This is a genomic window from Pedococcus sp. P2_E2 (genome assembly GCF_056403955.1).
The window spans coordinates 81,580-99,522 of sequence record NZ_JBFUEM010000005.1 but is presented as its reverse complement, the minus strand read 5'-3'; the positions used below and the strand labels follow the sequence as shown (position 1 = coordinate 99,522).

Annotated in this window: 22 protein-coding genes; 10 read left to right on the top strand and 12 right to left on the bottom strand. The window is 70.2% G+C overall.

The genetic code is table 11. The features are described 5' to 3' along the window. The first annotated feature begins 70 nt into the window (after positions 1–70). On the top strand, positions 71–469 hold the full coding sequence (locus tag AC1DWR_RS11795) for a sterol carrier family protein (RefSeq protein ID WP_477614051.1): 399 nt from the start codon (positions 71–73) through the stop codon (positions 467–469). A gap of 4 nt (positions 470–473) precedes the next feature. Next, entirely contained in the window at positions 474–866 is a 393-nt protein-coding gene (locus tag AC1DWR_RS11790; protein ID WP_477614050.1) for a VOC family protein, read from the top strand. Between the two features lie 37 nt (positions 867–903). Here AC1DWR_RS11790 and AC1DWR_RS11785 read toward each other — a convergent pair whose 3' ends face one another. The 4 genes from AC1DWR_RS11785 to AC1DWR_RS11770 form a co-directional block, all read right to left on the bottom strand. After that, positions 904–1,149, bottom strand: a complete 246-nt coding sequence (locus tag AC1DWR_RS11785; RefSeq protein ID WP_477614049.1) for a hypothetical protein — start codon at positions 1,147–1,149, stop codon at positions 904–906. A 350-nt stretch (positions 1,150–1,499) separates the two neighbouring features. Then, entirely contained in the window at positions 1,500–2,534 is a 1,035-nt protein-coding gene (locus AC1DWR_RS11780) for a Gfo/Idh/MocA family protein (protein ID WP_477624485.1), read from the bottom strand. A gap of 82 nt (positions 2,535–2,616) precedes the next feature. Next, positions 2,617–3,420, bottom strand: coding sequence for a spermidine synthase (locus tag AC1DWR_RS11775; RefSeq protein WP_477624484.1), 804 nt, complete (start codon positions 3,418–3,420; stop codon positions 2,617–2,619). A gap of 14 nt (positions 3,421–3,434) precedes the next feature. Then, entirely contained in the window at positions 3,435–4,481 is a 1,047-nt protein-coding gene (locus tag AC1DWR_RS11770) for a zinc-dependent alcohol dehydrogenase family protein (protein ID WP_477624483.1), read from the bottom strand. A gap of 68 nt (positions 4,482–4,549) precedes the next feature. Between AC1DWR_RS11770 and AC1DWR_RS11765 the strand changes: the two genes are divergently transcribed. Then, on the top strand, positions 4,550–5,413 hold the full coding sequence (locus AC1DWR_RS11765; protein WP_477624482.1) for an LLM class flavin-dependent oxidoreductase: 864 nt from the start codon (positions 4,550–4,552) through the stop codon (positions 5,411–5,413). 6 nt (positions 5,414–5,419) lie between these two features. On the opposite strand, the gene AC1DWR_RS11760 is transcribed toward AC1DWR_RS11765, so the two are convergent. The 4 genes from AC1DWR_RS11760 to AC1DWR_RS11745 form a co-directional block, all read right to left on the bottom strand. Further along, a complete protein-coding gene (locus AC1DWR_RS11760; protein ID WP_477624481.1) occupies positions 5,420–6,211 on the bottom strand; it encodes an anti-sigma factor in 792 nt (263 codons plus the stop codon). Continuing rightward, positions 6,208–6,804, bottom strand: a complete 597-nt coding sequence (gene sigK / locus AC1DWR_RS11755) for an ECF RNA polymerase sigma factor SigK (RefSeq protein ID WP_477614043.1) — start codon at positions 6,802–6,804, stop codon at positions 6,208–6,210. The genes AC1DWR_RS11760 and sigK overlap by 4 nt, the downstream gene beginning before the upstream one ends. Positions 6,805–6,828: 24 nt before the next feature. After that, positions 6,829–7,464 carry a fasciclin domain-containing protein gene (locus AC1DWR_RS11750; RefSeq protein WP_477614042.1) on the bottom strand — a complete coding sequence of 212 codons (636 nt, stop codon included), beginning with the start codon at positions 7,462–7,464 and terminating at the stop codon, positions 6,829–6,831. Between the two features lie 204 nt (positions 7,465–7,668). After that, a complete protein-coding gene (locus AC1DWR_RS11745) occupies positions 7,669–9,300 on the bottom strand; it encodes a molybdopterin-dependent oxidoreductase (RefSeq protein WP_477624480.1) in 1,632 nt (543 codons plus the stop codon). Between the two features lie 79 nt (positions 9,301–9,379). On the opposite strand from AC1DWR_RS11745, the gene AC1DWR_RS11740 reads away from it, so the two are divergent. After that, on the top strand, positions 9,380–9,604 hold the full coding sequence (locus tag AC1DWR_RS11740; protein ID WP_477624479.1) for a hypothetical protein: 225 nt from the start codon (positions 9,380–9,382) through the stop codon (positions 9,602–9,604). Between the two features lie 43 nt (positions 9,605–9,647). Beyond that, entirely contained in the window at positions 9,648–11,210 is a 1,563-nt protein-coding gene (gene purF / locus AC1DWR_RS11735) for an amidophosphoribosyltransferase (protein WP_477614039.1), read from the top strand. A gap of 199 nt (positions 11,211–11,409) precedes the next feature. Here the strand turns inward: purF and AC1DWR_RS11730 are convergent, their stop codons facing one another. Next, positions 11,410–12,279, bottom strand: a complete 870-nt coding sequence (locus tag AC1DWR_RS11730; protein ID WP_477624478.1) for a hypothetical protein — start codon at positions 12,277–12,279, stop codon at positions 11,410–11,412. 99 nt (positions 12,280–12,378) lie between these two features. Between AC1DWR_RS11730 and purM the strand changes: the two genes are divergently transcribed. The 5 genes from purM (at position 12,379) to AC1DWR_RS11705 (ending at position 15,574) form a co-directional block, all read left to right on the top strand. Beyond that, positions 12,379–13,494: a phosphoribosylformylglycinamidine cyclo-ligase gene (gene purM / locus AC1DWR_RS11725; protein ID WP_477624477.1), complete on the top strand. Its 1,116-nt coding sequence runs from the start codon at positions 12,379–12,381 to the stop codon at positions 13,492–13,494. A 49-nt stretch (positions 13,495–13,543) separates the two neighbouring features. Further along, positions 13,544–13,897 carry a hypothetical protein gene (locus AC1DWR_RS11720; RefSeq protein WP_477624476.1) on the top strand — a complete coding sequence of 118 codons (354 nt, stop codon included), beginning with the start codon at positions 13,544–13,546 and terminating at the stop codon, positions 13,895–13,897. Positions 13,898–13,969: 72 nt separating this feature from the next. Further along, positions 13,970–14,461, top strand: a complete 492-nt coding sequence (locus AC1DWR_RS11715) for a hypothetical protein (protein WP_477624475.1) — start codon at positions 13,970–13,972, stop codon at positions 14,459–14,461. Positions 14,462–14,556: 95 nt separating this feature from the next. Next, positions 14,557–15,051 (top strand): hypothetical protein, encoded by a 495-nt coding sequence (locus AC1DWR_RS11710; protein ID WP_477624474.1) that lies wholly within the window; start codon positions 14,557–14,559, stop codon positions 15,049–15,051. Positions 15,052–15,070: 19 nt separating this feature from the next. Further along, the gene (locus tag AC1DWR_RS11705) at positions 15,071–15,574 is read left to right on the top strand and encodes a hypothetical protein (RefSeq protein WP_477624473.1); all 504 of its coding nucleotides are present in this window, start codon (positions 15,071–15,073) and stop codon (positions 15,572–15,574) included. Here AC1DWR_RS11705 and AC1DWR_RS11700 read toward each other — a convergent pair. The 3 genes from AC1DWR_RS11700 to AC1DWR_RS11690 form a co-directional block, all read right to left on the bottom strand. Further along, entirely contained in the window at positions 15,571–16,119 is a 549-nt protein-coding gene (locus AC1DWR_RS11700) for a cysteine hydrolase family protein (RefSeq protein ID WP_477624472.1), read from the bottom strand. The two genes, AC1DWR_RS11705 and AC1DWR_RS11700, sit on opposite strands and share 4 nt — an antisense overlap. Next, complete coding sequence (locus AC1DWR_RS11695) at positions 16,116–17,606, bottom strand: purine-cytosine permease family protein (protein ID WP_477624471.1); 1,491 nt, start codon at positions 17,604–17,606, stop codon at positions 16,116–16,118. The genes AC1DWR_RS11700 and AC1DWR_RS11695 overlap by 4 nt, the downstream gene beginning before the upstream one ends. A 137-nt stretch (positions 17,607–17,743) precedes the next feature. Next, positions 17,744–17,941, bottom strand: coding sequence for a DUF3073 domain-containing protein (locus AC1DWR_RS11690; RefSeq protein ID WP_140739237.1), 198 nt, complete (start codon positions 17,939–17,941; stop codon positions 17,744–17,746). Between the last annotated feature and the right edge of the window lie 2 nt (positions 17,942–17,943).

Here is a 17,943-nt window from a genome sequence, read left to right as displayed (position 1 = left end):
ATCTTCGCCCGCCGAACGGCTACTTCCACGCAACCGCGGACGCCCGGGCGCCTCGTGCGACGATGCCGGTATGCCGCCGCGCCGCCGAGTTCCCGTCATCGACGGCCGCGCCGCCGTGGCCGCGTGGCAGGCGGGGGCGGAGTCGACGTCCCGGGCGGACCTCGCGACGGCGGTGCGCTACACGCTGGAGGAGCTGTCGGTCGTGGCGCCCGGTCGAAGCGTGGAGGTGCGGGTGCCACCCTTCGGGGCGGTGCAGTGCATTGCGGGGACCACCCACACCCGCGGCACCCCGCCCAACGTCGTCGAGACGGACGCGCAGACCTGGCTGGCGGTCGCGACCGGCGCGCTCAGCTGGGACGGCGCCTGGGAGGCGGGCACCCTCCGGGTGAGCGGCCACCGCGCCGACCTCGCGGCATACCTGCCCCTGGTGGAATGGTCTGGCGCACCCGAACAGCCGAAGGAGATCTGATCCCATGCAGATGAAGCTGGAGCTCGTCCCCGTGCCAGTGGCGGACGTGGAGCGGGCCATCGAGTTCTACGTCGGCAAGCTCGGCTTCATCAAGGACGTCGACGTGCAGCCCGCCGAGGGTGTCCGGATCGTGCAGGTGACCGCAGCGGGCTCTGGTTGCTCGATCGGCTTCGGGACGGGGCTGGACGTCTATCGCGGAGAGCCGGGCAGCATCAGGGGACTGCACCTGGTCGTCCAGGACATCGATGAGGCGCGGGCCGACCTCGTCCGCCGCGGTGTCGAGGTCAGCGAGGTCCACGACTTCGGCGGTGGGGTGAAGGGGGCGGAGTTCGCCGACCCCGACGGCAACTCCTTCGAGCTGCAGGAGATGCAGTGGCGCCGGGGCGAGACCTTCTAGCGAGTTGGTCTCCCTGGCAGAGTCCGTCCTGCCAGAGCTATCGGATCGTCCAGGTGTCGCCTAGGCACGCGCGCCCCAGGGTGGCGATGGCAGGACTCCGGGTGATTTCGTCCGGGCCCTTGGCTGGATAGGCCGAGAACCCGGCATCAGGAGTGCAGCCGGCGTCCCCGTGCTCGATGCGGACGTTGCGCCTGTCGTGGGGCAGGAGATCCGCGACCAGCACATTGCTGTCGGCCGTCAGCAGGATCTGAAGACGCTGATCGGTGTCGTTCTCGATCGTCATTCCCTCCGGAGTGCACCCTGACGCGAGAGTCGTGGCCATGACGACGCCCACGACCTGGGCGCACCCGCCCCAACCCGTCTTTCGGCCCATTCTCGCCCCTGGTCCAGTCCCCACTGATGCATGGTGTCAGGGCGACCCACCGCACCGCCGCCGAACGCAGTTTCCCGCCGGAGCTCCGCGACTTGTTGCGCGCGGATCGTCACCGAACCCCGAATTGGGGGTCCAGTGACCACGAGGCGGCAACAAGTCCGATGGTGTGGCGACCTGTTGCGCGCAGATCGTCACCGGACCCCGAATCGCAGCTCCGGTGACCACGAGGCGGCAACACGTCGCCTTCGTGGACGCGGGCTTCACTCGCCCGGGTAGCGCACCCCGACCTGGGCCCGTATGTCGTCCAGGGCGTCCATGATCCGCAGCGTCTCGGCGTGCGGCATGAGAGGTGACTCCACCTCGCCCGCCGTGACCCGGCGCGCCACCTCGACAGCCTCGAAGTGCAGCCCGTGCTCGGTGTCCTCGTTGACGTAGCGGTCGAGCTCGGTGCCGTCGTTGGCCACGAGCCGAACGACCGCGCTGGGCGCGTAGAACGGGCCACTGATCTCGAGGCGCGCCTCGGTGCCGCAGACGGCTGCCACCGTCGGGGTCCTGGTCGCCATCGTCGTGCCGAGGACACCCATCGCCCCGCTGCCGCTCGTGACGCCGATGGCGGCCTGCGCGTCGACGCCGCTGTCCGTCAGCACCCCTGTCGCGGTCACGTCGACGAAGTCCCCCAGCACGAAGTGGGCGAACGACACCGGATAGATCCCCAGGTCGAGCAGGGCTCCGCCGGCGAGGGCAGGGTCGGCCAGTCGTTGCGGACCGTCGGGATACAGCGCCTGTCCGTGGTCTGCGTGCACGGTGTGGATCTCACCGAGCAGCCCGTCCTCGAGACAGCGACGCACGACGTCGATGTGGGGGAGGAACCGGGTCCACATCGCCTCCATGGCGAAAACGCCTGCGGCGCCGGCGGACTCGACGATGTCACGGGCCTCGGTGGCATTGCGGGCGAAGGCCTTCTCGACGAGCACGGGCTTGCCGGCACCGGTGGCGAGCAAGGCCTGGGTGCGGTGCTCCGAGTGCGGTGAGGCGACGTAGACGACGTCCACGTCCGGGTCGGAGACCAGGTCTGCATAGGACCCGTGCGCCGTGTCGATGCCGAAGTCGGCCGCGAAGTCCTGCGCGCGCGGCAGGCTCCGTGACGCGACAGCCTGGAGGTGTTGTCCGGTGCGGGCCTGCAGCGCGCTGGCGAACGAACGCGCGATGCCGCCAGGCGCGAGGATCCCCCAGCGGAGCGTCGGCGCGTCACGCGGGTCCGGGGTGCGGGGAGGAGGCAGCGTCAGGGAGGGCACCGACCCATCATCGGTCCTGTCCGGTGACCGCGCACTCGGCATCCATCAGGTGTCACGCGGGCTCGCGACGAACGCGACGGGCTCAGCGGATCCGCCAGGCATCGGGAGGGGTCGGTGGTGAAGGAGTCGGCACCGCATCGGCGTCGGTGAACGGTCGACCCGAACCCAGGGCCCGGGTGAGCGCGGCTCCGTCGCGCACGGTGCTGGGGAACGCGCCCTTGGCGACGCTGCGGACGATCGAGCCCATCGCCAGTGGCTGACGGGAGCCGACCAGCACGAGGTTGCCGAAGCGGCGCCGTTTCCAGATGTCGACCTGAGCGATGGCGGCCGTGTGCGGGAGGTGGCGCGCGAGGCCGGCGTGGACGCGCGCCACGTGCCGGTGGTCCGGCTCGTCGGCGGTGTTCATCACCAGCACACCACCAGGCCGCAGCACCCTCGCCACGTCGGCGAACCACTCCGCGCTGGTGAGGTCGGCCGGCACCTGGCTGTCGGCATACGCGTCGACGACGATCGCGTCGGCACTCGAGTCCTTCAGGGCGGCCACTCCCTCTCGACCGCGCTGCGGACGCACGCGGATGCGGTGCCCGCGCGGCAGCGGCAGCTCGCGACGCACCTCCTCGGTGAGCGCCGCATCGGGTTCCAGGACGATCTGCGGCGACCCCGGCCGAGTGTGGTGGACGTAGCGCGGCAAGGTCATCGCGGCGCCCCCGACGTGCGTCACCGCCACCGGACCGTCGGGCAGGGAGTCGATCACCGCGGCCAGGTGCTGGACGTAGCCGAAGACGAGGAGCTCCGGATCGGTCAGGCTGACGTAGGACTGCGGGTAGCCGTCGACGAGGACGGTGCTCCCGCCGTGCTCGTCGACCTCGAAGCGGAACTCCTGCATCAGGTCGGGTCTGGTCAGGGACGGATCAGCGACTTGACGGCACGACGCTCGTCCATCGCGGCGTAGGCCTCGCCGACCTCGGAGAGCGGGACCTCGAGGTCGAAGACCAGCCCGGGGTTGATGGCCCCGGAGAGCACGTCGTCCCGCAGCTGCGGGAGGTACTGGCGAGCCGGCGCGATCCCGCCGGCGATCCCGACGTTGCGCGCGAACATGTCCCGCACGGGGTACTCGATCCCGTGCGGCACGCCCACGTAGCCCACCGTCGCCCCGGGCCGCGCGGCAGCGATCGCCGTCGACATCGACTCGTTGGTGCCGACGCACTCCAGCACGGCGTCCGCGCCCACCCCGTCGGTCAGCTCCTTGACCGCAGCGACGGCCTCGTCGCCGCGGACCTCGACCACGTCGGTGGCGCCGAACTCGCGTGCCATCCGCTGGCGGGACTCGTGGCGGGACATCGCGATGATGCGCTCGGCGCCCATCCGTGCGGCGGCGAGGACGCCGCTCAGGCCGACCGCGCCGTCACCGACGACCACGACGGTGTCACCCTCCTGCACCTGGGCCGCGACGGCGGCGTGCCAGCCAGTGCCCATCACGTCCGACAGGGCGAGCAGGCTCGGCACCAGGTCGTCGCCGGGTACCTCTCGCGTGGCGACGAGGGTGCCGTCGGCGAGCGGGACGCGGACGTACTCGCCCTGGCCGCCGTCGGCCATGACTCCGTCGCGGTCGGGACCACCCCAGAAGCCGCCGTGGTCGCAGCGTGACTGGATCCCGACCCGGCAGTGCGGACACGTGTTGTCGGAGTACATGAAGGGCGCGATGACGAAGTCTCCCGCCCGCACGCTGCGGACGTCGCTGCCGACCTCCTCGACGATGCCGACGAACTCGTGGCCGATGCGGGTCGGCTCGGTGACCGCGTTGATCCCGCGGTACGGCCACAGGTCGCTGCCGCACACGCACGCCGCGGTGACCCGCACCAGCGCATCGGTGGGCTTGGCGATGCCGGGGTCGGGGACGTCTTCGACACGGATGTCGCGGGGCGCGTTCAGGATGGTGGCCTTCATGGTTGCCAGCCTGCCACGGTCAAGGCGTCGGTATGCCGCGTGGTGACCACGCGGCATACCCTCGCTGCATGCGCTTTGGCATCACCATCCTCCCGGAGCACCGCTGGTCCGAGGCCGAGCCCCTCTGGCGGCGCGCCGAGGAGTACGGCTTCGACCACGCGTGGACCTACGACCACCTGGTCTGGGCGGGGCTCCAGGACTCGCCGTGGTTCGGCGCCCTGCCGACGCTGACGGCCGCTGCGATGGCGACGTCGACGATCCGGCTGGGGACCTTCGTGAGCTCTCCCAACTACCGTCACCCCTATGTATTCCTCCGCGATCTGCTTGCGCTGGAAGACATTTCGCGCGGTCGGCTGATCTGTGGCCTGGGAACGGGTGGTGACCTCGATGCCGCGATCCTCGGCGAGGAGCGGCCCCTGAAGGAGCGGGTCGACCGGTTCCACGAGTTCGTCGAGGTGCTGGACCGACTGTTCCGTGAGGACCACGTGTCGCACGACGGCACCAGCTATCGGACCGTCGACGCGCGCACGCTGCCCGGTTCGGTCCAGCAGCCTCGAGTGCCCTTCGTCATCGCCGCCAACGGCCCGCGGTCGCTGCGGCTCGCCGCCGCCCACGGCCAGGGGTGGGTGACCTACGGCAAGGGTGGCGAGACCCTGGACGAGTGGTGGGCCGGGATCGGCGAGCTCAGCGCGAAGCTCGACGACGTCGAAGGTGCTGCCGCACGCCAGGTCCCGCTCGACCGGTACCTCTCCCTCGACGGTGCACCGCGCTTCTCGCTCGAGAGCGTCGAGCTCTTCACCGACCAGGTGGGACGGGCAGGTGAGCTCGGGTTCAGCGACGTCGTGACGCACTGGCCACGGCCGAACGGCGTCTACGCCGGCACCGAGTCGGTGCTGGCGGAGGTCGCCGGCCTGCTGCCCGGTCTGAGGTAGGCCTGGTTAGGAGAATGCGAACAGTGCGAGTGGTTCGGTCGTCGGTGCGGTCGAGCCGCCGGCCGGCTCCATCGTGATGCCGGCGCCGGTGGCCGTTGCGGCATCGCCGCTCAGGAGCACCGTGACGGTGTCGGCCGATCCGTGGGGCATGACGCCGGCACTGACCATGCCCCGGTTGGGCTGGTCCAGCCAGACCTGGAAGTCCTTTCCGTCGGGCGCAGCCGGCATGTGGTCGGCGATGATGACGGCCTTGCCGAGGGAGGCGCTGCGGACGATGGTCGCCTTCGCGCCACCGATGACCTTCTCGTAGCGCTGGGCGTCCTTGGCCTCGAGCACCTGCTCGGTGGCGCTGACGTTGCCGCGTCCGTTGGAGTTGTCGTCCCACGGGCTCCACGCGATTCCGCCAACGAGGAGCACGGCAGCTGCGGCCGCACTGGCGAGCCAGGCGGTCACCCGGCGCCGCGGGCGGAACTGGATCACGTTGGAGTCAGTCGGGGTCGGCGCGTCAGGGGGCGAGGATCCGCCACCGGGCCCAGAGGCGACTGGGCCACCGGACTGCGCCTCGAGAGGGGGGAGCGGGCGGACCATCTTGATGCCCGCCAGGACGGAGTCACGCATCGAGGAAGGAGGGGCGGTCTCGGTCATCAGGGAAAGCTGGGTCGCAGCCTCCTGCAGGGAGGCCACCTCCGCCTGGCACTCTGGGCACTCGGCGAGGTGCAGCTCGAAAGCGCTGCGCTCCTGCTCGTCGATGGCGTCGACTGCATAGGCGCCGACCAGTCCGTGGATGTCGGCACTCATGACTGCACCCCCATGGTGTCTCTCAGGCGGATAAGTCCGTCACGTATTCGGGTCTTGGCGGTGCCGAGGGGCACCCCCAGGAGGGAGGCCACCTCGGTGTGCGTGTAGCCACCGAGGTAGGCGAGCTCGACCGCGCTGCGCTGGGTCTCGGTGAGCGAGTCCAGGGCGTTGCGCACTCGTTGGGCGTCCAGGCGACGGTCGACCGTCTCGGCGGTCTCGTCGAAGCTGCGTTCCTGGTTCCGTGAGCCGTAGGTGTCCTCACGGTCGGTGGACGCCTGCGCGGACCGCACCCGGTCGACCGCCTTGCGGTGCGCGATGGTGAGCATCCAGCTCACCGCGCTGCCCCGCGCGGGGTCGAACCGGGCGCTGGTGCGCCAGATGTCCAGCAAGGCTTCCTGGGCGACTTCCTGCGACTGCGCCGGGTCCCGCACCACGCGGAGGACCAACCCGTAGATCCGGGCGGACACTGCGTCGTACAGGCGGGCGAATGCTGCCTCGTCACCGAGGGCGCTGGCCCGCAACAGCCCGGCGAGGTCGGTGCCCACGGCAGCACCTCCCCAGGTCGGTTCGGGACCCGGGGTGGTTGCTGCCATGGACACCATCATCGCTGATTCAGCTCAGCCGGGGAGGAGAACGCCGTCGATGATGTAGACGGTGGCGTTGGCGGTCTGCACGTTGCCGCAGATCACGTTCGCCTCGCCGACCTTGAACGACTCACCGGAGCCGGTCACCTTGATGGTGCCGCCGCCGAGGGTCTTGTGCTCGCCGGCGAGCATCTCCGGGGTGAGCTTGCCGGGCACGACGTGGTTGGTGAGCACCTTGGTGAGCAGACCCTTCGGGTCCTTCATCGCGGCGTCCATCGTGGCCTTCGGCACAGCGGCGAAGGCGTCGTTGCTCGGAGCGAAGACGGTGATGTCCTTGGCCGAGTTCAGGGTCTCGCCGAGGCCGGCCTCGGTCACCGCGGTGACGAGGGTGGACAGGACGGGGTTGTTGCTCGCGGCGGTGGCGACCGGGTCGGTGGCCATGCCGGAGAACGAGCCCTTGCCGTCCGCGGGAACGGCGGAGCAACCAGCACCGAACGGCTTGGCCGTCATGTCCTCGGACGTGCTCGAGGAGCTGGACGAGGAGCTGGAGCTCGGCATGGACGAGGTGCTGGAGGCCGCGGTGTCGGAACCGGAGTTCCCACAGGCAGCGAGGCTGAGCGGAAGGGCGAGGCTGAGGGCAGCAATGGTGCTGCGGCGTGCGAGTCGCATGATGGTGGCTCCTTGTTGTGGACTGTCTGACACCCGGTATTCGGACCTGCCCAACAGGTGGATTGGTCGCATTGAAACCTTTCTGGCACAAGGGTTTCCGTGGCCCGAGCGCAACGACATCTGGCCACTGGTTCCCGGATGGTGGGCGCTCAGAGCGCGACCATCGGGCACCAGTGGCCAGACGTGCAGGAAGGGTCCGCAGGGTCAGGAGATGAGGACGACGATCGAGTGCCAGCCGGACGCGCCACCCGGGAACGGGTCGGCCCGCTTCTCGGTCTGCACCTGGCCGGTCCCGTCGGTCGCGCGCACCGTGAGGTCGTGCCGGCCCGTCGTGGCGTCCCACACCCAGAACCACTGACGCCAGTAGTCGGTGCCGCCGTCCGGGCCGAGGGTGGCCTTCTGCCACGGACCCTTGTCGACGCGTACCTCGACCTCCTTGATGCCACGGAGCTGCGCCCAGGCGACACCACCGATGGCGACCTTGCCGGGCTTGTAGGTGGCGAGCCCTGCGGGGGTGTCGATCCGCGCCTGGGTCTTCACGGTGCCGTCGATCGCCCAGTCGCGCTTGGTCCAGTAGGCCTGCTCCGCGGCATACGTCGTCGCAGTGAGCTTGGTGAGCCACTTGGTGGCGCCCACGAACCCGTAGAGGCCGGGGGTGACCATCCGCGCGGGGAACCCGTGGCGGGCAGGCAGCGGCTGACCGTTCATCGCGACGGCGATCAGGGCGTCGCGGTCGTCGGTCAGCGCCTCGATCGGCGTCGAGATCGTCATGCCGTCGGTGGACTCGCTGAGGATCTGGTCGACGCCGTCCTGCACGCCGGCCCGTTCGAGCAGGTCACGGACGCGCACACCCAGCCAGCGGGTGGAGGAGATGTAGGGGCCGCCCACCTCGTTGCTGACGCAGTTGAGGGTGATGTCCTTCTCGACCATCGGCATCTTGAGCAGCTCGGCGAACGTGATCGAGAGCTTGTTGTCGACCTTGCCGTCGATCTCCAGCACCCAGTTGTCGATGTCGATGCGCGGGATGACCAGCGCGGTGTCGACGCGGTAGAACTGGTCGATCGGGGTGCTGAAGGCGCTGACGCCCTTGACCTTGCCCTCGAGGCCGGTGGGCAGCGCCGGCAGCGAGTTCTGCGGCTTGGGGAGGGTGACCGAGGACGGCAGGGTCGCGGGGGCCGCCAGCTTCTGGCCCAGGGCGCCGAGCGCCGCGGCGCCGACCGTGACCCCGGCGGCACCGATGAGGAAGTTGCGGCGGGCAGGGGTGCCCTCCGCCCCCTTCGCGTATGCCGTGTGGTCCAGCGGCGACTCGGGCGTCACCCTGTCGGCCGTCGCCTTGTCGGGCTTCGCCTTGGCGGTCGTGACCGCGCCGGGAGTGGGCAGGTTGGGGATCAGCGCGCGCAGTCCGGTGAGGGTCGCCACTCCGACGGCGGCCGTCACGAGGGCGGGCACGATGTCGAACGGTGCGGAGGCCGGACGGAACCAGGCGGCCAGACCGGCGAGCATGGCGAGAGCGACCACGAGGACGTTGGCCAGGCTCGGCTTGGTGCGCGACACCAGGCCGATCAGCGCGGCGGCGATGACGACGACGAGGGTGACGCTGCCGAGCAGCACCGGCTTGTCGGCCGTGCCGAAGTTCCGGACCGCCCACTCCTTGACCGGTGTCGGGGTGGCGTCGATGACCGTCGAACCGACGGCAAGCACGGGTGAGGCCGAGGGATTGACGAATGCCGCCACAAGGTGACCCACCGCCATCCCGGCGGCGGCCGCGAGGACGCCGCTGACGGCATACCTGAGGCTTTGGCTCCGGGTGCCGGGTGACCTTGCGATGTGTTCCATAAGTGCTATTCGTACTCGCCTCTCCTGCGGATGGGTCCCTGGGCGAGGCGCGCGGGTGCGTCGCGGGTAGCGTGAGCACGTGCCACCGACCCGCCGATACCCGAACTTCGTCGCGTTCATCTCGACGGGCGTCATCCTCGGCTTCGTCGCGGGCTCGGCCGTGGCCTACCTCAGCGAGGACACCGCGACCTACGGCCACGACTACAGCGTGACGAGCGCGGTGCTGTTCCTCGGCATCGTGGGCGCGTGCGTCTTCGGGCTCCTCGCCGCAGTCATTGCCGTGCTGCTGGACCGGCGCGGATGACGGCTGGGGCAATGCCGCTCGTCCCTGTGGGAGACTGAGCCACGTGGCACGCGGCGACGGACAGCTCTCGCACGATCTGCTTCCCGGCGAGAAGGGCCCGCAGGACGCCTGCGGGGTCTTCGGCGTCTGGGCTCCCGGCGAGGACGTCGCCAAGCTGACCTACTACGGGCTCTACGCCCTGCAGCACCGTGGGCAGGAGTCGGCAGGCATCGCCACCTCCGACGGGCGCTCGATCCTGGTCTACAAGGACATGGGCCTGGTCTCCCAGGTCTTCGACGAACGGTCGCTCGCGTCGCTGCGCGGGCACCTGGCCGTGGGTCACTGCCGCTACTCCACGACCGGCGGCTCGACGTGGGAGAACGCCCAGCCGACCCTCGGCGGGCACGCCGAGTCCACGGTGGCCCTGGCCCACAACGGCAACCTCATCAACTCCGCCGAGCTGCGCGAGCTGGTGGCGGACCGCCGCGCGGAGGGCTACGGCACCGGTGGTGGCGAGCTGGTGCGCGGCAACACCACCGACACGGCGCTCGTCACGGCGTTGCTGGCTGACGACCCCGACCGCTCGCTCGAGGCTGCGGCGCTGGACCTGCTGCCCAAGCTGCGCGGCGCCTTCTGCTTCGTCTTCATGGACGAGCACACCTTGTATGCCGCGCGCGACCCCCAGGGGATCCGCCCGCTGGTGCTCGGTCGCCTGGAGCGCGGCTGGGTGGTGGCGTCGGAGACCGCGGCGCTGGACATCGTCGGTGCCTCGCTGATCCGTGAGGTCGAGCCCGGCGAGCTGCTCATCATCGACGAGGACGGCCTGCGTTCCCAGCGGTTCGCCGAGACCGACCGCAAGGGCTGCGTCTTCGAGTACGTCTACCTCGCTCGCCCCGACACCACCATCAACGGCCGGGGGGTCCACGAGTCGCGGGTCGAGATGGGGCGCACCCTGGCGCGCGAGCACCCGGTCGAGGCCGACCTCGTGATGCCGACGCCCGAGTCGGGCACGCCCGCCGCGATCGGCTATGCCCAGGAGTCCGGCATCCCCTACGGCCAGGGGCTGGTGAAGAACTCCTACGTCGGCCGCACCTTCATCGCCCCGTCGCAGACGATCCGCCAGCTCGGCATCCGGCTCAAGCTGAACCCGCTCCGCGAGGTCATCAAGGGCAAGCGACTCGTCGTGGTCGACGACTCGATCGTGCGCGGCAACACCCAGCGGGCGCTGGTGCGGATGCTCCGCGAGGCGGGAGCCGCCGAGGTTCACGTGCGCATCTCGTCGCCGCCGGTGCGCTGGCCCTGCTTCTATGGCATCGACTTCGCGACCCGGGCCGAGCTGATCGCCACCGGCATCGGGGTCGAGGAGGTCTGCACCTCCATCGGTGCCGACTCCCTGGGCTACATCTCGGAGGAAGGCATGATCGCCGCCACCGAGCAGCCCGGCAACCAGCTCTGCACCGCCTGCTTCACCGGGACCTACCCGCTGGAGCTCCCCGACGCGAGCCGGCTCGGCAAGAACCTCTTCGAGACGCTGCCGATCGACGTCGAGGGCGTGGGCGGGGTCGACGTGGACGGCGTCTCGCTCGGAGTGCCCGGCGGCGCAGCAGACGCCCTCACCCGACCCTGACCCGCCCCCTCTTCCCGGGTCGATCTGCCGCGACGTGTTGCGCGCAGGTCGTCACGGGACCGCGAAAACGCGGCTGGGTGACCACCAGGTCGCAACACGTCCGCCTGTGCTGCGACTTGTTGCGCGCAGATCGTCACGGGACCGCGAAAACGCGGCTGGGTGACGACCAGGTCGCAACACGTCGGCCAAGGGAAGAGGGTCAGGCGCCGGCGACGGGGGTGTCCTGGCGCCGGGGCTCGCGCCACAGGTCGATCGTCTGGGTCAACCAGAACGTCGCGAACTGGCCGATCAGGGCCGCCTCGAGCCAGAACACCCAGTGGTCCAGCCACCCCAGCCAGGGACCGGTCACGGCGATCACGATGATCGAGGCCACCATCAGCACGAAGCCCCAGAAGTAGCGGTTCCAGAAATGGTCGCGCACCGGACGGTGGTCCTCGCGAGCCTGCTCGCGGGCCAGCCCACGCGCATTCACGAAGACCACGGCGACGATGCCGAGGAAGAGCAGGATGGCCGCCGTGTCGTGGCCGTGGCACATGAACGCTCCCCGGTTGAACAGGTAGAAGGCGACCAGCCCGACGAAGGCCAGCACCGACAGGCCGATCGCCACCCCGACGCCCTTGGACAGCTCGCGCTCGTCCTCAGGCGTGGCGAAGAGCTGGATCCCCATGACGACGGCGAACGCCAGCACCGCGACGATGAACAGCGACCCGACGTTGTTGGAGATCGCCTCGCGCACGTCGGGAGCAATCGCCGAGGACACGCACTTCTCCTCCGGGCGGGTGGGCACGAACGCCACGATGAAGGCGAAGAAGCCCGACCCGTTGAGCAGCACGTCCTCGAGCTCGCTGCTCCCCTGGTAGACGATGAGGCAGGTCCCGATGGCGCACAGCCCGGCGACGAAGACCGCCCGCACCGGGGTGTAGTAGGACGCGCTGATGGACTGGAGCATGGTGTCGGTGGACCAGATGTGGCCCACGACCGAGATGAAGATGACCAGGACCAGCAGCACCATGGCCAGCCGTAGGAACCGGTAGGTGCGCAACAGGTCGAACTGGTAGCTCGTGGACATGGCAGATTCCCCTCCCTGACGAAACGGTCCCTGCCCGAGCAGGATCCCGCCGCCCGGACCGCCTCGGCTCAGTCATTCGTACCGGTCTAGGGTGGGCACGTGAGCGAGCCGATCACCTATGCCTCCGCCGGTGTCGACGTCGAGGCCGGTGACAAGGCCGTCGAGCTCATGAAGGCTTCGGTCCGCCGGGCGACCCGTCCCGAGGTCCTGGGGGGTCTGGGCGGTTTCGCCGGCCTGTTCGACGCCACGGCGATCGCGCGGATGAGCCACCCGGTCCTGGCGACCAGCACCGACGGGGTCGGCACGAAGGTCGCCATTGCCCAGGCGCTCGACAAGCACGACACCATCGGGTTCGACCTCGTGGGCATGGTCGTCGACGACATCGTCGTGTGCGGCGCAGAGCCGTTGTTCATGACCGACTACATCGCCACGGGCAAGGTGGTCCCCGAGCGGATCGCGGCCATCGTGTCCGGCATCGCCGCTGCGTGCGAGCAGGCCAGGGTCGCGCTCGTGGGCGGCGAGACCGCCGAGCACCCCGGGCTGCTGCGGCCCGACGAGTACGACGTGGCAGGTGCCGCGACAGGCGTCGTGGAGTATGCCGAGGTGCTGGGTCCCGACCGCGTCGTGCCTGGCGATGTGGTCCTGGCGCTCGGGTCGAGTGGTCTGCACTCGAACGGATACTCGTTGGTGCGCAAGGTGATTGGCGCCGCGGGCTGGCAGCTCAACCGCCAGGTCGAGGAGTTCGGCCAGACCCTGGGCGAGGAGCTGCTCACCCCGACCCGCGTGTACTCCGCCGACCTGCTCGACCTGATCCGCACGGACGGCATCGACCTGCATGCGCTGTCGCACGTGACCGGTGGTGGGCTCGTGGCCAACCTCGCCCGCGTCCTGCCGCCCACCGTCTTTGCCCGACTCGACCGCTCCACCTGGACCCCGCCGGCGGTGTTCTCGACGGTCGGCAGCCTCGGCCAGGTCCCCCGAGCCGACCTCGAGCGCACCCTCAACATGGGCGTCGGCTTCGTGGCGATGCTCCCGGCCGACCAGGTCGACGCCGCAACCCGGTTCCTCGAGGCACGCGGCATACGGGCCTGGGCGATCGGTGAGGTGACGGGTGCCGAGGACGCACCCACGGACGACGGCCATGAGGTGGTGCGCGGCGCCAAGGGCGTCGAGGGCGGCGCAGTCCAGCTCGTCGGGGACCATCCCGCGGGCTGAGTACCCGACCCCATGCGGTGGGCGCCCTTCGCCGACAACACTGAGCGGCATGAGCACCCGCTCGAGAAGCACCTTGGCCTGGTCCCTCGCGGTCGGGTGGGTCGGCGCGCTCGCCATCGGGGGGGCCGGACTGGTGCTGACGGTCATGCTGGGCGCCGTGTCCGCAGCACTCGACGTCCTCGGCCACGCTCCGTCGGATCCGACGTCGGGCACCGACCTCTGGGTGGTGACCGGCGCATCGATGGCGTTGTGCCTGGCCGTGGCCGGCGGTGGGGGCTGGACCCTTGCGGGGGCGCCTGACGGCCTGACCCCCCGCTGGCTGGCCGGACTGGCGGCGGGACTGGTGGGCGTGGCGGCGGGTGCGGCCCTCTTCGCGATCGTGGTCGGGTTCGCACCGGTCTGAGCACGCACGGGCCCACCGAAGCAGTCACTCAGCGGCTTCCGCCCGTGACGGCGGCGGGGTTACCGTCGGGCTGTGTGGGCGCCACAGCACGAGGACCAGGCGGTACGCCAGTACCGCTTCCTCCTGCGCACCGCCCCGCTCGACGCGCTCGAAGAGGCCCACGTGGAGGTGCTGGCGGCCATGGCCCGGGCTCGCCGGGCGATGGTCCTGTGGGCCGTGCAGGACGGGCTGGTGGCCGGGCTGCGCCTGCGGCCGGATGACGTCCGCCCCATCGCCCACCTGGTGACCCTGGGCGAGCGCCGGCGCCCGGGTGAGTTCCTGCGTTCCTGTCTGCCCAGCGTGCTGCTGGAGGTGGCCGAGGGCGTCATCGTGGCAGAGGCCATGTTCGGCCGCTTCGGCGGGTATGCCGCGTGGGACGGGGCCGAGCCCGAGCTCACCGAAGAGGGTGAGTGGGTCGACGGCGGCTTCGGCGAGCAGTGGCACGACGCCTTGATGGGGCATGTGCTCTACCGCAACTTCGCGGGCGGGCCCAGCTCTCCGGACACCGCGTTCGGCGGCCACTGAGATCCAACGGAGGTCATGGGATCCCCCATCTGGTGGAGTCCGAAAACGCATTCTGGGTGAGCCCCTTTGCATGCCGGCTGCCTACCGTCGGTGGAGTGAGCATGACCCTGTTCAAGCGGCGGCAGGTCGAGCCTCCGGCCCCCGTCGAGCGTCCGGAGGTCCGTCAGTACCGCTACGTGCTCCGCACGGCCCACCTCGAGCAACTGGAAGCCCTCCATCGCGAGTCGATCGCCGCCCTCGACGTCCTGAACCGTGCCCACGTCCTGCGCACCGCGCAGGATCGCCTGCTCAGCGGGCGGGAGCTCACGGTGGACGACATCGCCGGGATCGCCCACCTCGTCACGGTCGGCGAGCTGCGGACACCCGGGATCATCGTGTCCGCCCTGAACGAGGCGGCGCTCGCGCGGCTCGCCCACCTGGTCATCACCAGGTCGGCGGCGGTCCCGCTGCTGGAGGGCCACGAGGACTGGGACGGCCAGGACGGCGACGTCCGCGAGGCGCTCACCCGGTCGTCGCTGAAGGCAGCGTCGCGAGCAGCGCGGAGAACGGCGCCCGGGCTGGCTCCCGAAGGTGCCCACCAAGGCGCCTGACTGCGGCCTGGCATGAGGCATGGGGACCATCGCTGACCGCGCGCCGGAGGACCAGATCGTCCGGCAGTACCGTTTCCTGCTCCGCACCGGGCCGCTGGACGCACTCCAGGCCGCTCACCACGAAGCGCTCGACGACCTCGGCCAGGACGTTAAGGGCCGCGTCCTGACGGCAGTCCAGGACGGGTTGGTGGCCGGCCAGCGGCTCGGTCCCGGCGACACGGCTGCGATCGCCCGGCTGATCAGCATCGGCGAGCGCCGCAACCCGCGGGGCTTCCTCGACGCCTGCGACCCGTCGGTGCTGCGGGTGCTCGCCCAGGCGGTCATCCACGCCGAGGCCGCCTTCGGCCTCTTCGCCGGGTATGCCGCGTGGGACGGCGTCGATCCCGCGCCCACCGATGTGGGCGTGGACCACGGTGGCGACTCGCAGTCGACCAGCACCGATGCGGCGGTGGCCGAGGCCCAGGCGCTGGCCTACGGGCACGCCATGATCGTGTCGCCCTGGGTTGGTGGGGGAGGCTTCTAGGCCTGGGCCAACACCTCGGCCGTCGTCGCGAGTGACACCAACGGCGCGTAGAGCGACATCACGTCGAGGGCCTTCTGGTGGTTGTCATCGGTCGACCCAGCGCAGGCGTCGGTCACCACCGTGACGGTCGCTCCGGCATCGGCTGCGGCCAGCACCGTCGACACCACGCAGCAGTCCGTCGCCACGCCGGCCACGAACAGGGACGGCTGTTCGCCCACCACGGCTCGCAGGTCGGGGGTCCACTTGCCGAACGTCGTGGCGACGACGGTCGTGGTCGCGTGGGCGGCCACGTCGTCGGTCAGCTCGTACAACGGGTCGTCCGCGGGCTGAAGTGCCCACGGGAACTCCTCGTAGTAGCGCACCCAGGCACCGGCGGGCTCGGCCGGCGCGACGAACCGGGTGAAGACCGCGCGGTCACCGAAGGCCGTGGCGAGGCGTACGACGTTGGCCGCGGCCGCGGCATACCGGGGAGCACGCCAGGCGCTGGCCGGGTCACCGAAGACACGTTGCAGGTCGATCGCCACGAACCAGGGGCGATCACTCACGTGCCGGCCTCCTGGCGGCGGACGGTGCCGCGACGCAGGACCAGCGTGACCACGAAGGAGAGCACCAGCGCCAGCAGGACCCCGAGGTTGGCGTAGGGCCAGTTGCCTTCCCAGTAGGGGCCGGCCGGGTCGTCGACGAACTTCCCCAGCCCGAGGGGCTCGAGCAGGTAGCCCTGCCAGTTGTTCCACGACGCGTCACCGGCGAAGCTGTTGACGACCAGGCCCCAGCCGAGCACGGTCGCGACGACCATGGTGCCGATCGAGGTCCAGTCCCAGGTGCCGTAGCGGCCGCGCGGGTCGAAGAGCGCGTCGTCGTCGTAGTCGCGCTTGCGCAGGACGAGGTCGGAGATCATGATCCCGGCCCACGCCGCGAGCGGGACACCGAGCGTGATGAGGAACGACTGGAAGGGGTTGATGAAGCTCTCGGCGAAGAAGACCACCCAGATGGTGCCGATCGTGAGGATGATGCCGTCGATGAACGCTGCGCGGGGCCGGGGGATCCGGACGCCGAGCGAGAGCAGGGTCAGGCCGGACGAGTAGATGCCCAGCACCGCCCCGCTCACCAGGGCGAGGATCGCGGCCACGAGGAAGGGCAGCAGGAACCACGTCGGAAGGATCGTGGCGAGGGTGCCGATGGGGTCTGCCTGGATGCCGTCTCGCAGCTTCTCGTCGGAGCCCGCCAGCAGCAGCCCGTAGATGACCAGCACGGTCGGGGCGAGAGCGCCGCCGAAGGTGTTCCAGGCCACGATCGAGGCGCCCGAGGCGTCCCGCCGCTGGTAGCGCGACCAGTCGGCGGCGATGTTGATCCAGCCGAGCCCGAAGCCGGTCATGACCAGGACCAGGGCCCCGACCACGGCGCCGGTGGAGCCGCTCGGCAGCGCGTTGACCGCTGACATGTCCACGTCGTCAACGGTGAGGGCGATGTAGACGACCGTCGCGATGCCGGTGATCCACGTGAGGTACGACTGCATCTTCATGATGATGTGGTAGCCGGCCACCGACGCCGCCACGATGAGGGCGGCGACGACGACGCACGCCACGATCTTGGTGCCGGTGCCGCCGCCCCAGCCGAGCTGCTTGAAGATCGTCGCCGTGGCCAGCGTCGCCAGGATCGCGAGGAAGGTCTCCCACCCGATCGAGGTCAGCCAGGAGATGACCCCGGGCACCTTCTGCCCGGTCACGCCGAAGGCCGAGCGCGACAGGATCATGGTCGGCGCCGAGCCACGCTTGCCGGCGATCGCGATCAGTCCGCACAGCAGGAACGACACGACGACGCCGACGACGGTGACCAGCACGGCCTGCCAGAACGAGATCTTGAAGCCCAGCACGAAGCCGGCGTAGCTGATCCCGAAGACCGAGACGTTGGCCGCGAACCACGGCCAGAAGAGGTCCTTCGGACGGGCCGTGCGAGCGGCCTCGTCGATGATCTCGATCCCGGTGGTCTCCACCCCAAGGCGCTGGGTCTCAGCGCGCGTGTCAGTGCTCATGACGCGAGCGTAGTGCTCACCCGAGCACAAACCGCTGCGCCACGGCACACGGACATGGCCGCACGCCGCGGCGCGGCGGAGGTGACACACGAGCCCGAGGGCCCGCGCATGAGGTGGAGGTCAGTCAGGACGTCGGGTCATTGCTGACCCGAGGCCCACTTTCCGTATTCGTCGTACTCGTCCTCGCCCACAGAGCTGTCGGAAACAGGTTCCGGCTCCGCGTAGGAAGACCCGTGCAGTTCTCGCTCAAGCGCCGTCAGGTCGGTGTTGGGAGAGAAGTACTTCAGCTCCCGAGCGACCTTGGTCTGCTTGGCTTTGGCCCGGCCGCGCCCCATGG

Coding starts and splice junctions, on each gene's coding strand:
- AC1DWR_RS11795 (WP_477614051.1), top strand. CDS start 71: ATGCCGCCGCGCCGCCGAGTTCCCGTCATCGACGGCCGCGCCGCCGTG.
- AC1DWR_RS11790 (WP_477614050.1), top strand. CDS start 474: ATGCAGATGAAGCTGGAGCTCGTCCCCGTGCCAGTGGCGGACGTGGAG.
- AC1DWR_RS11785 (WP_477614049.1), bottom strand. CDS start 1,149: ATGACGATCGAGAACGACACCGATCAGCGTCTTCAGATCCTGCTGACG.
- AC1DWR_RS11775 (WP_477624484.1), bottom strand. CDS start 3,420: ATGCAGGAGTTCCGCTTCGAGGTCGACGAGCACGGCGGGAGCACCGTC.
- AC1DWR_RS11770 (WP_477624483.1), bottom strand. CDS start 4,481: ATGAAGGCCACCATCCTGAACGCGCCCCGCGACATCCGTGTCGAAGAC.
- AC1DWR_RS11765 (WP_477624482.1), top strand. CDS start 4,550: ATGCGCTTTGGCATCACCATCCTCCCGGAGCACCGCTGGTCCGAGGCC.
- AC1DWR_RS11760 (WP_477624481.1), bottom strand. CDS start 6,211: ATGAGTGCCGACATCCACGGACTGGTCGGCGCCTATGCAGTCGACGCC.
- sigK (WP_477614043.1), bottom strand. CDS start 6,804: ATGGCAGCAACCACCCCGGGTCCCGAACCGACCTGGGGAGGTGCTGCC.
- AC1DWR_RS11750 (WP_477614042.1), bottom strand. CDS start 7,464: ATGCGACTCGCACGCCGCAGCACCATTGCTGCCCTCAGCCTCGCCCTT.
- AC1DWR_RS11745 (WP_477624480.1), bottom strand. CDS start 9,300: ATGGAACACATCGCAAGGTCACCCGGCACCCGGAGCCAAAGCCTCAGG.
- AC1DWR_RS11730 (WP_477624478.1), bottom strand. CDS start 12,279: ATGTCCACGAGCTACCAGTTCGACCTGTTGCGCACCTACCGGTTCCTA.
- AC1DWR_RS11720 (WP_477624476.1), top strand. CDS start 13,544: ATGAGCACCCGCTCGAGAAGCACCTTGGCCTGGTCCCTCGCGGTCGGG.
- AC1DWR_RS11705 (WP_477624473.1), top strand. CDS start 15,071: ATGGGGACCATCGCTGACCGCGCGCCGGAGGACCAGATCGTCCGGCAG.
- AC1DWR_RS11695 (WP_477624471.1), bottom strand. CDS start 17,606: ATGAGCACTGACACGCGCGCTGAGACCCAGCGCCTTGGGGTGGAGACC.
- AC1DWR_RS11690 (WP_140739237.1), bottom strand. CDS start 17,941: ATGGGGCGCGGCCGGGCCAAAGCCAAGCAGACCAAGGTCGCTCGGGAG.